The sequence below is a fragment of the Natronoflexus pectinivorans genome (assembly GCF_004345615.1).
Lineage (GTDB): Bacteria > Bacteroidota > Bacteroidia > Bacteroidales > Marinilabiliaceae > Natronoflexus > Natronoflexus pectinivorans.
Genome location: NZ_SLWK01000007.1, coordinates 92,353 through 105,776 on the forward strand (window position 1 = coordinate 92,353; position 13,424 = coordinate 105,776).

Here is a 13,424-nt window from a genome sequence, read left to right on the forward strand (position 1 = left end):
TAGAAATAAAGAGGCTGTCACTTATTGGACAGCCTCTTTATTTCTAAATTATTTTAAAAAAACTACTTCTATAAATATTTCTCCAGAAGAGCAGCCATTTCATCTCTCACTTCTACAGCTGCTTCGCGAGCCTTTTCTGCGAATTTTTCATCCTTCCCGGCATAAATAATCTGCCGTGAAGAGTTCACCAGTAAACCGCACTGTTTGTTTAGTCCGTTTTTGGCTACCTCTTCAAGACTTCCGCCCTGTGCTCCAACGCCCGGTACCAACAGGAAATGGTTGGGGATGATTTTTCTGATATCAGCAAGCATTTCTGCACGGGTTGCACCTACAACATACATCATGTTGTCTTCATTTCCCCATTTTGATGAAGTTTTAATCACTCGTTCAAAAAGTTTTTCGTTGTTTTCGGTCATGTACTGGAAATCATCAGCCCCTTTATTGGAGGTGAGAGCCAGCAGAATAACCCACTTCCCTACGTAAGTAAAGAATGGTGTAACAGAATCTTCTCCCATGTATGGTGCCACTGTCACTGCATCGAAATCCATGGCATCGAAAAACGCACGAGCATAAAGGTTCGAAGTGTTTCCTATGTCGCCGCGTTTGGCGTCGGCAATGATAAACAGATCGGGGTAGTTATAGCGGATGTAGTTCACTGTTTTTTCCAGACTGTTCCAGCCATTCACACCCAGACTTTCGTAAAATGCCAGATTGGGTTTGTAAGCCACAGCAAGGTCGTGAGTTGCATCAATAATCTCCTTGTTAAAGGCGAAAATTGGGTCGGTTGTATCCAGCAATTGGCGTGGAATTTTCTGAATATCAGTATCCAGACCAATGCATAAAAAGCTCTTCTTGGCTTTTATCTGGTTAAAAAGTTCTGCTGATGTCATAACTGTTGTTTTTTATATCCGGATTACAATATGTGGTTAATGGTAAGCCTGTTATTCCATATGGAAAAAGCGCAAAAATTTAAAGTCTTTCCCGCTGCACTACAATATACTTCAAGCCCTTCCGGTCCTATCCCTTAAATATGAATACCCTTTGCTGCATAACCATGAACAATAAACTAAAAAGTATACTCCATTCGCGGGTTCCGATATTCGGCATTCCGCTATACTTCAACTCCGCTACGCTCCGAAACCCTTCCCGATCCTCGGAACTTCGCTACGCTTCGAAACCATAAACTTTGAACTATAAACTTTGAACTTCAAACCTCAAATCTACATCTCACTCTCCTTCAACCTTTCTGCGTTTTCTTCCATTTGAAGTTTGTCAATCAGTCCTTGAATGTCTCCATCCATCACAACCGGAAGATTGTACATGGTATAGTTTATTCTGTGGTCAGTTACTCGTCCCTGTGGATAATTGTATGTACGAATTTTCGCCGAACGGTCTCCGGTCGATACCATTGTTTTTCGCTTGGATGATATCTCATCCAGATATTTTTGGTACTCCAGGTTATAAATTCTGGTGCGAAGTTCAACCATGGCCTTATCCAGGTTTTTCAACTGCGATTTTTGATCCTGACAAGTCACGACAATCCCCGTTGGAATGTGCGTTAGACGGATGGCCGAATAAGTGGTGTTAACCGACTGTCCTCCGGGTCCAGAGGAGCAATATGTGTCTTTTCTGATGTCTTCCTGTTTAAGTTGGATGTCAAACTCATCGGCTTCAGGGAGAACTGCCACCGAAGCCGCAGATGTATGCACACGCCCCTGCGTTTCGGTCTGAGGTACTCTCTGCACACGGTGAACGCCCGATTCATATTTCAGGATTCCGTAAACTCCGGCGCCGGTAACATTAAACACAACCTCTTTGTAGCCTCCTGAGGTTCCTTCCGAAACATGGGTTACTTCAGTTTTCCAACCTTTACGTTCACAAAATTTGGTGTACATTCTAAACAAATCACCGGCAAAAATTGCCGCCTCGTCACCTCCGGTTCCTCCTCTGATTTCCACTACCGCATTTTTAGCATCCTGTGGATCCGATGGCAACAGAAGCACTTTTATTTGTTCTTCCATTTCCGGAAGTTTGTCTTCCATCTCTTCCAGTTCCTCTTTGGCCATTTCTCGCATCTCTTCATCGCTCTCTTCTTTCAGCATCTGTTTTGTGCTGGCCATGTTTTCAATGAGGTTTTTGTACTCTTTGGAAACGCTCACAAGCTCTTCCAGCTCTTTGTATTCTTTGTTGAGCTTGATGTATCTTTTTGTGTCCGAAATGACTTCCGGGTCGGTTATTTGTTGTCCGATTTCTTCAAAACGGAGGCGTATGGCCTCCAGTTTTTCTAAAAGTGAATTATTATTTGCCATGATAAAATTTCTGTTGTTGAATGATTAGATAATTACAGGGTTTGGTTTAAATGAAATTTCAACAAGTGAGTTTTTTCTTGCACCATGATGCAAGAAATCTTGTCAAACCTGTCTATATCTAATAGAAGAATTCACCAAAACCACTTCTTATGGTAAGTTTTGGTTTTTCAAATGCTTCACATCTACCCACAATTTTAGCATCAATGTTAAATGCCTTTGAAATAGCAATGATTTCTTCGGCTATTTCAGGCTTTACATATAGTTCCATGCGATGGCCCATGTTAAAGACTTTATACATTTCGACCCATGGGGTTCCGGATTGTTCCTGAATGATTTTGAACAATGGCGGTACCTCAAAAAGGTTATCTTTTATGATGTGCAAATTGTCAACAAAATGCAGTACTTTGGTTTGTGCTCCACCCGAACAGTGCACCATTCCGTGTATCTCGCTGCGCAGATTTTTTAAAATCTGCTTGATAACCGGTGCATAGGTACGGGTGGGAGAAAGCACCAGCTTTCCTGCATCAATCCCCAGATTTTCTATTTCCTGAGTGAGAGAATATTTTCCTGAATAAACCAACTCATCAGGGACTTGAGGGTCGAAACTCTCGGGATATTTTTCAGCCAGATATTTGTTAAAAACATCGTGTCTTGCAGATGTCAGGCCATTGCTGCCCATTCCGCCGTTGTACTCTGATTCATAGCTGGCCTGTCCGTAGGATGACAGTCCTACAATTACATCGCCTGCTGCTATGTTTCTGTTGCAGACGACGTCTTTTCGCGGCATTCTGCAGGTCACCGTTGAATCAACTATGATGGTTCTTACGAGGTCTCCCACATCGGCTGTTTCGCCTCCGGTTGAGTAGATGGAAACATCGGCATCACGCAATTGCTGAAGAATCTCTTCTGTTCCATTAATAATGGCTGAGATAACTTCTCCCGGAATGAGGTTTTTGTTGCGTCCTATTGTGGAGGAGAGAAGGATGTTGTCGGTGGCTCCAACGCACAACAAGTCATCCACGTTCATAATGATGGCATCCTGTGCAATGCCTTTCCAAACAGAGAGGTCACCGGTTTCTTTCCAATACATGTAAGCCAAAGACGATTTGGTTCCGGCACCATCGGCATGCATGATGTTGCAATAATCGGGGTCTCCGGCCAGTATGTCAGGCACAATTTTACAAAAGGCTTTTGGAAAAAGACCTTTGTCTATGTTCTTGATGGCTTTATGCACATCTTCTTTCGACGCGGAAACGCCTCTTTGGTTGTATCTGGATTCAATACTCACAGCAACAGTTTTTGTTGAAATTTGTGACCGCAAAATTAATACAATCTTTTGGGATCATCAACATTAACGTACAATACTAAATTCCACCCGGTTGTTTAATGCCCTTACATTGCTCTGGTATTGCCGGTTGAGACGTTGTATGTAAGCTTCATTAAGTTCTTCTCCTGCGCGCAAATAGTTGTATCTTGCTGCCAAATTCTCTGTTACTTTAAGTGGTTGTGCACCTCCAACGCCTCTTGCAGAGAGTCTTTCCTGTGCAATTCCCCGGGAGGTTAAAAATTCCATGACTTTCTCAGCGCGTTGTTGCGACAGAATCACCAAATCGGTTAAATCACCATTTGCATCGGTGTGTGCCGTGATATTGATTTCAATGTTGGCATTGTCGTTCAGCATGGAAGCCAGGCGTTCCAATTCCCTTATGGCATTGCCATTAAGGTTGTAAGATCCAGATTCAAACTGAAGGTTTTCGAATACCAAAGGTTGTTGAGCGCTGGTAAGTTGCACGTTTAATTCAAATTGACGGCTGGCAGTTAAGTTCCTGGTGTCAACTCTTTCCCGGTGATTGAAATAGCCCGGTGCTGAGATTAAGATGGTGTATTCATTACCCGGTTCCAGTAGCGCATTAAATGTGCCGGCTGGTTCAACATTGATGCGCATATTGGAACCATCGGTTCCAATTATTCTGACTCTTGTGTTTTGGGGTATGGGTTCATTATTCGGCAGGGTAATTTCGCCGGCCATCACTGCCTGTATCACCGGTAACCTGAATTGATAGATGTTGTCAAAGCCTCTTGGATTGTCTCTTGAACTGGAAAAATATCCCACTTCCCGTCCACGGTGAAAAGTAATGCCGAAATCATCAGACTCTGAATTGATGGGACGTCCCATGTTTGTAACAGTCCATCTTTCCTCGTCTCTTTTTTCTGCTCTGAAAATATCCAAACCACCAAAACCGATGTGCCCATCAGAACTAAAATAGAGGTTTCCATTGGCTCGGACGTAGGGAAACTTTTCGTTTCCGGCGGTGTTTATGTCTGCTCCAAGATTTATTGGCATGCTCCATTGATCTCCACCCAGTTTTTCAACTTTCCATATGTCAAGTCCGCCAAATCCGCCAGGTAAATCCGAAACAAAGTATAAAGTATTGCCATCGGGAGATATGGCCGGATGAGCAAAAATTAAACTGTCCGGACCTAATTCAACTTTGGAGGGTTCTCCCCATCGCCCGCCCATTCTTTGAGTTTGCCATATTTCGGTGCCCATGGGGCCGGTGTTTTCGTATCTGGCTCGGGTAAAATATGCAGTTCTGCCATCTACTGTAATAGAGATGGATCCATCTTCCCAATCTTGAGTGGGGTCGTTCTCAAATAGCAACTGAGCATCCATCCAATCACCTCTGGAATCTTCACGAGCGGTATAAATTCTGGATGGTGCCTGACCGGTAATCCGGCTGGTTTGTTGTCGGCGCGCTCCTGGCAATTGTCGCATTGATGAGAAAAAAATCTGCGACGGATCATCTGGTGCGATAAATGGAGAGTAGTCGCTGTTGCGGGAGTTTAAAGCCCTTATGGCCGTAATTTCGTATCGTGTTTTTTGTTCGTCCTGCAGTGCTCTTCTGGATGCTGCCAGTCCATTGTGGGCCAGTGGGTCGCCAGCAACATCCTCCAGATATTCCTCATAAAGAACAATGGCTTCTTCATAATTACCTATTTTCTGAAGCGATTGAGCCTGATATAGCTTTGCTTTTCTTTCTGGATATCCAAACCGAATGGCACGTCCATAAATGGGAGCCGCCCGTCGGGGTTGGTTTGTTTTTCGGTAGCTCTCGGCGAGATAAAATGAGATTTTTCCCCTGTAATAGCGGTTGCTTTCACGTCTGTAGGCCCGTGTAAGTGCAGTTATGGCACGATCATATTCTCCAACTTCGTAGAGACTTTGTGCCCGTCCCAGTCGTTTTGACCCGGAGCACCCTGTCAGCAAAAGTGAAGCAATAAATGCAGTAAATATGATGTATAAAAAAACTCTGTTCATATGACAAAGATATATTGCATCATCGTATTTGGATGCATCTTCATCATGAAAAACGAAATTAGGTGATTATTATTTTGCGGATTTAAGATGATTTTAAAAGAACTCACCCGATCATTTCCCAGAGTAAGGAGAAATCATCGGGTGTTTTTTATTAAGAGTTTTTAGAAATTATATGTGAATTACTTCATCATAAGCAGCTGCAGCGGCTTCCATTATGGCTTCCGACATGGTTGGGTGAGGATGAATTGCTTTAATGAGTTCGTGGCCGGTTGTTTCCAGTTTTCTGGCAGTCACCAGTTCGGCAATCATCTCAGTAACATTTGCTCCAATGAGGTGAGCTCCCAATAATTCTCCGTATTTTGCATCAAATATGAGTTTGACAAAACCGTCTTTATGTCCGGCAGCACTCGCTTTACCGGATGCGGTAAAGGGAAATTTTCCAATTTTCAGGTCATATCCTGCCTCTTTGGCTGCTTTTTCAGTAAATCCAACAGAGGCGACTTCCGGACTGGTATAGGTGCATCCAGGAATGTTGTTGTAGTTTATTGGTTCGGGATTGTGACCTGCAATCTTTTCTACACAAAGAATCCCTTCAGCGCTGGCCACATGGGCTAGTGCCTGGCCGGGAACAATATCTCCGATGGCATATATTCCTTTTGCCGTGGTTTGATAGAACTCATCAACCTTAACGCGTCCGTTTTCTACTTCCACGCCAGCTTCTTCAAGGCCAATATTTTCGATATTGGGCGTGATTCCAACAGCAGATAAAACAATGTCTGCTTCAACGGTTGTTTCTTTTCCTTTTTTATCCTTGATGTTAACTTTTACAGTTTTTCCTGATGTATCAACTGAAGTGACTTCCGAACTGACTTTCACATCAATTCCCGCTTTTTTAAATGAACGTCCAAGCTGTTTTGAAACTTCTTCATCTTCAAGAGGTACAATATTGTCAAGATATTCAACCAGGGTAACTTTGGTTCCAATAGCGTTATAGAAATATGCAAATTCACTTCCAATGGCACCGGAACCAACTACCAACATAGATTTTGGTTGTTTTTCAAGTGTTAAAGCTTTGCGATAACCAATAACCTTCTCTCCATCCTGTGGCAGGTTGGGTAGTTGCCTACTTCTTGCACCTGTTGCAAGAAGTATGTGTTTGGATTCGTAAACGCTCTTTTTATCCTTGCTGTCAGTTACTTCAACCTTTTTGTCTTTGGTTAGTTTTCCTGTACCTTGTATGACATCAATTTTATTTTTCTTTAGAAGATACTGTACTCCATTGCTCATGCCATCAGCAACACCGCGACTACGTTCCACCATGGCTTTGAAGTCGGGTTTTGCATTTCCTTCTATGGAAATGCCATAGTCAGATGCATGTGTTAGATATTCAAAAACTTGGGCACTTTTTAAAAGTGATTTTGTTGGAATGCACCCCCAATTGAGACATACACCGCCAAGCTCATCGCGTTCAACAATGGCTGTTTTCAATCCAAGTTGTGAAGCTCTGATGGCTGATACATATCCACCGGGGCCGCTTCCTATTACAATTAAATCGTATTGCATGGTTGTATTGTGTTATTGTATTTTAAATGATTAATACAGAATTCGGAAGATAATAGACCTTCCTTTTCAACAATTTAACAAAGAAGTTCAAAGTTGGTTCATAACCAACATTACAATTGGAGAATTACTTTTTCTTCTTGATGTTCTTTATTTTCTTAATCACTTTTTCAGCAGCAGTGTTCATATTGCTGTCGGGGCTTTTGCTTTTCACCGCTCCCAGCAGAAATCCATATGCTTCCATACCATCAATCTCATCGAAAATGACTTTTAAGATGGCAATTCCTGGAATAAACAGAATCATACCGGCCAATCCCCAAATGTAATTTCCTATAAACAGAGCAATGATGGTCATCAAAGGATTCATTGATACTTTGCTGCCTACAATTTTTGGTGTAAATAGATTGCTTTCGAACAACTGGATTACGTAAAATGCCAGAAAAACTCCAAACGGGTACCAGAGTGAATCTTTGGTAAGAAGTGCAAACAGGATGGGAAATGTAGCTCCCAGGAAAGGCCCCAGAAAAGGGATTACATTTAAAAAAGCTGCAAATACTGCGAAAAGAAGTGCGTGTTTTATACCCAGGCTATATAGCGCTATACTGTTTAACACTGCCAGAATACAAATCACAATGAAAGCTCCCTTAATGTAATTCTGAACGACTCCTTTTACTTTGGTTATTCCGTGATTTACCTTGTCTTCATACTTTTCGCTGAAAGCTTTTTTTACAAATTCAATGAGAAAACCCCTAAAATACAGGAAAAGGAATATGTAAACAGGTATAATGAAAATCATTGTAACTGTTCCAGCCGTGGCGATAATTCCTTGGGTAAGTGTATTGATATTGTCTGACAGCTGTTGAAACAGAACATCTTTGATGTTATCCATTGAAATGGGAACAGCGCCCTCGAAATTGGCCGTGATAAAATCATTTATTTGCCCAACCAACTCTCCAAATCTTCGTTCCAGGCCATCTAAATCTCCGGCAAAACCAATAATCTGATTGTAAAAGAAGTAAACCACTGCGGATAAAATCACCAAAAGACCAATTAAACTTGCGATACAAGCCAGTGCGGAGGGGATACCTTTTTTTTCCATCCAGGAAGTAAAGGGACTGATAAGGATCGCTAGAAAACCGGCTATTAAAATAGGCACCAATACGCTTTTGGCTTGTTTCATGACAATCACAACCAGCACTATACCAAAAAGCACGGCTATCAACTTAAGGTATGGAGGCAGTTTTATCTGAATTTTTTCTGCTTTACTCATTTCAATGAATCGTTTTTTAGAATTTTTTGATTAGCAGTATATTAGCCCTAAATGGCTCAGTAGACAAGTGGTGTCAGGGCTATATTTCTGAACTGAATCCATGACCCTTCACTTTGCAAGCCAATATATCCATTGGTTGGGTGAACCTTTGAGGCGGACATTTGGAGAATCCCATTTACCCATAGTTTTAGGTCACCGTTATAAAATCTGATGCGATAATGATTCCACTCTCCATGGTCTTTTTCAGATGCCTCTTCGAACTTTTCCACTACTGAAACCCATCTCACATTGGGGTCGACCTGATGCTTAACTCCATTAACAGTCGCTTTTGCTCCTTCGTGCATAAGCACAAGGTCTCCCGCACTTTGATCGCGCAGCTGAGCTTCAATGCAATGCGGCCAAACAGCATCTTCACCTGTAATTGCCAGCAAAACGCCACTGTTGGTGGCGTTTTCTACCCAGCGCCATTCAAGATTCAGTTCGTAGTTTTCATATTTTTCTGTGGTTCTGATGTAGGCAAAGGGATCTCCTTTGGCGTTCAAGATGCAATCACTGAAAAAGAAAACTGTGTCCGGATCAGCTTCAGATTGCAGAACCTTGTGCCAGTCTGACGAACTTTCTTCATTAAATAAACTGATGGAGGTTTGAGCGTAAAAGGAGCTGTTAATTAATAGCAAAATTACGATAATAAATATCTTCTGAGTTTTCATAATATGTATGGTTTGTTTGTCAATAAATATAGTAATTATCCGCGTTATGAATATTAACTTATTGCGAAACTCTTTTGTTTAAAAAGAATTCTGCAATTATTCAAATTTCAAATAAAAACCACAAAAATCACTAAGAATTTCACAAAGTTCATGAAGAAATATTTGTCAATGATTTCAAATTGTGAACTTTGTGTAGTCTCCGTGACCTTTGTGGTTAAATTTATCGTTAAAGAGTCTGTTACTATTTGTGTCGTTACTTATCAGCCATGTTAAACGACCCAATATTGGTTATTTCATAGTCAGCCATGTTGAATGTGACATTGGCACGGTCATTAATCTCGGTTACTTTCATAACATTTCTTTCTCCGCTTTCATGTTCGGTATATTCGCTTTCCATAATAAAGCCCGAAGGTTGTCCCTGGGCAACAGCCGATACGGTAAATACTGAACCAAATAAGTGTCTGGAATCGCCCTGGAAGTTTGGAGCTATCCAAAATGTTCCTTTTCCTTCGTCATCTGAAAACTCCCATTCTTCGCAACGATGGCCATGGATGGTCTTGGTACGGCCGGTTTTTCGGAATTTTGGGTTGGTTTCAGGTTCAATATCATCGTCCTCATCATACAGGGAGTCGTCCACACCTGTAAAAAGGTTCATGGCATCTGAACCATACGCGATGCCGGTTTTTTTCCCACGTTCCTGTGTGAGAACAATCGTGGCTTTGTTTTTTGTGTCAACAATGATGGTTCCGCCTTCTTCTACAGTGCCTATGGCTTGGGTGTTGCCTGAAATAAATTCATAAGCCAGGTGTTCACTGTTGCTGGATACATAGGTGATAAAATCACCATCGTTTTGAAGAGTTCCATCGCCGTCGTACATTTGCATATTCATACGTAGAGTAGAATGAAATCGGTATTGATCTTCAATGGGAACAGGTTCGCCTGATACGCCCATGCTGCTCATCATGGACTGGAATCTTCGCTGTGAACGTTCTTCACGTTCCTCAGCTCTTCTTTCACGTGTTGCCGACCTTTGATCTCTGTCTGGCTCGTCACGCTCCACTGAAGATTCAACATTATCTAAACTCCGGTCGATGGCATCGTCAACTTTGCGATCGATTCTCTCCTCTGTTTTTTGTTCAAGTCGTTCTGCAGCTCTTCGGGTGGCACGTTCCAGTAATCCTTGTCCAAAAATAGGGGAGGATACAAACGAAAATAAGAGGATGAATAGTAGAATGGATTGATGATTGCGATTCATAACAATATTGTTTTGGTTTGAAAATTTTGTGTTACCAAAATTATAATCGCATTCTCCCAATGTCAATCTTATATTTGCAAACAGATTCAGTTTGTTGATGAATGTATGTTTTTTGAGTTTAAGCGTTGAGCTTGGGGTGGATCTTTTTGGCCATTTCCCACAAAACAACTCCTGCTGATACCGAAACATTCAAAGAATGTTTCGTCCCAAACTGGGGTATTTCAACACAATCGTTACACATATTAATGACCGCTTGTTGAACCCCTTTTACTTCATTGCCAAAAATTATGGCATATTTTTCAGATGCATTAAATGAGAAATGATTCAGTTGGATGCTGTTTTCAACCTGTTCAATTCCAACTATTCGATAGTTGTTTTTTATGAGTTCAATTACAGCATCTTCCGTTTTTTCAAAATACTCCCATGAAACAGTATCTTCGGCACCTAGCGCAGTTTTGTGGATTTCATTGTGTGGCGGTGTGGCAGTAATGCCACACAAACAGATGCTTTTAATGCAAAAAGCATCTGCGGTGCGAAAAATGCTTCCAACATTGTGCAGACTTCTTACATTATCCAGTATGATAACCACTTCAATTTTTCCGGTTGCTTTAAACTCTTCCGGGGTTAATCTGTTTAATTCAGTAATACGGAGTTTTCGCATTAAGTTTTGATTTCAGTTCTACAACGGAGTTTTGTCATTACAAAAGTAGAAATTATAACAGCCATTTTGCAGGTTTAAATAGCAAAATGTTAAATGCTAAAATTTGCAGATTTTTTAAAAATATTTAAATTGAACCATAATTAATCCACCGGGAGTGCTCAAAAAGAGAAATACTGCACTTCATTAAATCTTAGGTTATGAATATTCATGAATATCAGGCTAAATCCATTTTAAAGCAGAATGGTGTTACCATTCAGGAAGGCATTGTTGTATCAAGTCCCAATGAGGCGGTAATCGCTGCAAAGGAATTGCAGAAACTCACAGGCACTTCGTGGTGGGTAATTAAAGCTCAGATTCATGCCGGAGGTCGTGGAAAAGGGGGAGGAGTAAAGCTGGCAAAAAGTCTTGATGAGGTTAAAGAAATTGCAGGTCAGATTATCGGCATGCAACTGGTAACACCACAAACCGGACCAGCCGGTAAGCAAGTGCATAAAGTGCTTGTTGCTCAGGATGTTTATTATCCAGGGTCTGTTGAAAAGGAGGAGTTTTACATGAGTATTCTGCTCGACAGGCGATCGGGGAAAAACGTGGTGATGTATTCTCCAGATGGAGGCGTGGATATTGAAGAGGTTGCCGCAACACGACCTGACAGAATTTTCCGCGAGCCAATTGACCCTGCATTAGGAATTTTGCCATTTCAAACCAGACGAATTGCCTATAATTTGGGATTGTCCGGGAAAGCCGCATCAGAAATGACTCGCTTTGTAAGAAGTTTATATCAGTCTTATCTCTTTTGTGATGCTTCACTTTTTGAAATCAATCCGGTATTGAAAACAACCGATGAAAAAATTCTGGCTGTGGATGCCAAGGTTAACATAGATGACAACGCATTGTATCGCCATCCTGAAATTGCTGCTATGCGAGACATTTCTGAAGAAGATGCTGCTGAAGTGGAAGCTGGCAAAAACGACCTTAATTTTGTCAAGCTTGACGGCAATGTAGGGTGTATGGTAAATGGAGCCGGATTGGCTATGGCAACCATGGATATCATCAAATTATCAGGTGGCGATCCGGCTAATTTTCTTGATGTTGGTGGAGGAGCCAATGCACAAACCGTTGAGGCCGGATTGAAAATTATTCTTTCCGATGAGAATGTGAAAGCTGTTCTGATAAATATTTTTGGAGGTATTGTTCGTTGCGACCGGGTTGCCAACGGAGTGGTTGAAGCCTATAAGAAATTAGGAAATATCAATGTGCCTGTAATTGTCCGCCTTCAGGGAACCAATGCTCAGGAAGGAAAGGATGTGATTGACAATTCTGGCCTGAAGGTTTATTCTGCCATAACGCTTGAAGAAGCTGCACAATTGGTGAAATCTTTAGTAAACTAAATGTCTTGTTAGGATCAAGAGCAATTTAGGAACCATAACAGATTCATTCATATCAACAGCTTTTTTAGTATGAGTAAACCCAGATATATAGGTGCCCATGTAAGTGCTGCAGGTGGAGTTGAAAACGCTCCCCTCAATGCAGCGGCAATTGGTGGAAATGCTTTTGCTTTATTTACCAAAAACCAACGTCAATGGGTGGCAAAACCCTTGTCTTCCGGCAGCATTGATTTGTTTAAACAACACTGCGAGGAGAACCATCTCGATCCGGCCTTTATTTTGCCGCATGACAGTTATCTGATTAATTTGGGACATCCTAAACGTGAAGGGATTGAAAAATCCCGAAAAGCATTTTTGGATGAAATGCAACGATGTGAACAATTAGGTTTGCAGCTGCTCAACTTTCATCCGGGAAGTCATCTGAACGAAATCACAGAGGACGAATGTCTGAAACGAATTGCTGAATCAATCAATTTTGTGCTGGATAAAACAAAGGGAGTTACGGCGGTTATTGAGAATACCTCCGGACAAGGAACCAACATGGGTTATAAGTTTGAACATCTGGCCCAAATCATTAACGGGGTTGAAGACAAAAGCCGTGTTGGAGTTTGTATTGACACCTGCCATGCCTACACTGCCGGTTATGATATTGTGGATGCTGATGGTTATGCAGAAACCTGGAAGAAATTCGATGAAATCGTTGGTGCAGATTATTTAAAAGGTATTCATTTAAATGACAGTAAAAAGCCTTTAGGTAGTAGGGTGGACAGGCATGACAGCCTGGGGCAGGGATTGATGGGGAAAGACTTTTTTAAACGTTTTATTCGTGATGATCGGTTTTCAGCAATCCCGATTGTTTTGGAAACTCCTGATGAAAGCTTGTGGGAAAAGGAAATTGAATGGTTGCGGAGCAAATTATAAAAATAGTTTGCTTTTTACCATTTCTCATGTGATG

11 protein-coding genes are annotated in these 13,424 nt (G+C 41.5%); 2 read left to right on the top strand and 9 right to left on the bottom strand.

Features of this window, described 5'->3' with window-relative positions:
• Positions 1 to 68 precede the first annotated feature (68 nt).
• From pyrF to EV194_RS10660, 9 genes are all read right to left on the bottom strand, one after another.
• Positions 69 to 890, bottom strand: a complete 822-nt coding sequence (pyrF, locus tag EV194_RS10620; RefSeq protein ID WP_132434017.1) for an orotidine-5'-phosphate decarboxylase — start codon at positions 888 to 890, stop codon at positions 69 to 71.
• Between the two features lie 330 nt (positions 891 to 1,220).
• Positions 1,221 to 2,309, bottom strand: coding sequence for a peptide chain release factor 1 (gene prfA / locus EV194_RS10625; protein ID WP_132434018.1), 1,089 nt, complete (start codon positions 2,307 to 2,309; stop codon positions 1,221 to 1,223).
• A gap of 118 nt (positions 2,310 to 2,427) precedes the next feature.
• Positions 2,428 to 3,597 (bottom strand): AIR synthase related protein, encoded by a 1,170-nt coding sequence (locus EV194_RS10630; protein ID WP_132434019.1) that lies wholly within the window; start codon positions 3,595 to 3,597, stop codon positions 2,428 to 2,430.
• Positions 3,598 to 3,660: 63 nt separating this feature from the next.
• Positions 3,661 to 5,628 carry a PorE family type IX secretion system protein gene (gene porE, locus EV194_RS10635; RefSeq protein WP_132434020.1) on the bottom strand — a complete coding sequence of 656 codons (1,968 nt, stop codon included), beginning with the start codon at positions 5,626 to 5,628 and terminating at the stop codon, positions 3,661 to 3,663.
• 168 nt (positions 5,629 to 5,796) lie between these two features.
• Entirely contained in the window at positions 5,797 to 7,191 is a 1,395-nt protein-coding gene (lpdA, locus tag EV194_RS10640) for a dihydrolipoyl dehydrogenase (RefSeq protein WP_132434021.1), read from the bottom strand.
• A gap of 124 nt (positions 7,192 to 7,315) precedes the next feature.
• Positions 7,316 to 8,458, bottom strand: a complete 1,143-nt coding sequence (locus EV194_RS10645) for an AI-2E family transporter (RefSeq protein ID WP_132434022.1) — start codon at positions 8,456 to 8,458, stop codon at positions 7,316 to 7,318.
• 56 nt (positions 8,459 to 8,514) lie between these two features.
• Positions 8,515 to 9,168 carry a 3-keto-disaccharide hydrolase gene (locus EV194_RS10650; RefSeq protein WP_132434023.1) on the bottom strand — a complete coding sequence of 218 codons (654 nt, stop codon included), beginning with the start codon at positions 9,166 to 9,168 and terminating at the stop codon, positions 8,515 to 8,517.
• A gap of 253 nt (positions 9,169 to 9,421) precedes the next feature.
• Positions 9,422 to 10,423 carry a hypothetical protein gene (locus EV194_RS10655; protein ID WP_132434024.1) on the bottom strand — a complete coding sequence of 334 codons (1,002 nt, stop codon included), beginning with the start codon at positions 10,421 to 10,423 and terminating at the stop codon, positions 9,422 to 9,424.
• A 118-nt stretch (positions 10,424 to 10,541) separates the two neighbouring features.
• The gene (locus tag EV194_RS10660) at positions 10,542 to 11,084 is read right to left on the bottom strand and encodes an RNA methyltransferase (RefSeq protein WP_132434025.1); all 543 of its coding nucleotides are present in this window, start codon (positions 11,082 to 11,084) and stop codon (positions 10,542 to 10,544) included.
• A 197-nt stretch (positions 11,085 to 11,281) separates the two neighbouring features.
• On the opposite strand from EV194_RS10660, the gene sucC reads away from it, so the two are divergent.
• Both sucC and nfo read left to right on the top strand, forming a co-directional pair.
• A complete protein-coding gene (gene sucC, locus EV194_RS10665) occupies positions 11,282 to 12,472 on the top strand; it encodes an ADP-forming succinate--CoA ligase subunit beta (RefSeq protein WP_132434026.1) in 1,191 nt (396 codons plus the stop codon).
• 69 nt (positions 12,473 to 12,541) lie between these two features.
• A complete protein-coding gene (nfo, locus tag EV194_RS10670) occupies positions 12,542 to 13,390 on the top strand; it encodes a deoxyribonuclease IV (protein ID WP_132434027.1) in 849 nt (282 codons plus the stop codon).
• Positions 13,391 to 13,424: the final 34 nt, after the last annotated feature.

Coding starts and splice junctions, on each gene's coding strand:
- pyrF (WP_132434017.1), bottom strand. CDS start 890: ATGACATCAGCAGAACTTTTTAACCAGATAAAAGCCAAGAAGAGCTTT.
- prfA (WP_132434018.1), bottom strand. CDS start 2,309: ATGGCAAATAATAATTCACTTTTAGAAAAACTGGAGGCCATACGCCTC.
- porE (WP_132434020.1), bottom strand. CDS start 5,628: ATGAACAGAGTTTTTTTATACATCATATTTACTGCATTTATTGCTTCA.
- lpdA (WP_132434021.1), bottom strand. CDS start 7,191: ATGCAATACGATTTAATTGTAATAGGAAGCGGCCCCGGTGGATATGTA.
- EV194_RS10645 (WP_132434022.1), bottom strand. CDS start 8,458: ATGAGTAAAGCAGAAAAAATTCAGATAAAACTGCCTCCATACCTTAAG.
- EV194_RS10650 (WP_132434023.1), bottom strand. CDS start 9,168: ATGAAAACTCAGAAGATATTTATTATCGTAATTTTGCTATTAATTAAC.
- EV194_RS10655 (WP_132434024.1), bottom strand. CDS start 10,423: ATGAATCGCAATCATCAATCCATTCTACTATTCATCCTCTTATTTTCG.
- EV194_RS10660 (WP_132434025.1), bottom strand. CDS start 11,084: ATGCGAAAACTCCGTATTACTGAATTAAACAGATTAACCCCGGAAGAG.
- sucC (WP_132434026.1), top strand. CDS start 11,282: ATGAATATTCATGAATATCAGGCTAAATCCATTTTAAAGCAGAATGGT.
- nfo (WP_132434027.1), top strand. CDS start 12,542: ATGAGTAAACCCAGATATATAGGTGCCCATGTAAGTGCTGCAGGTGGA.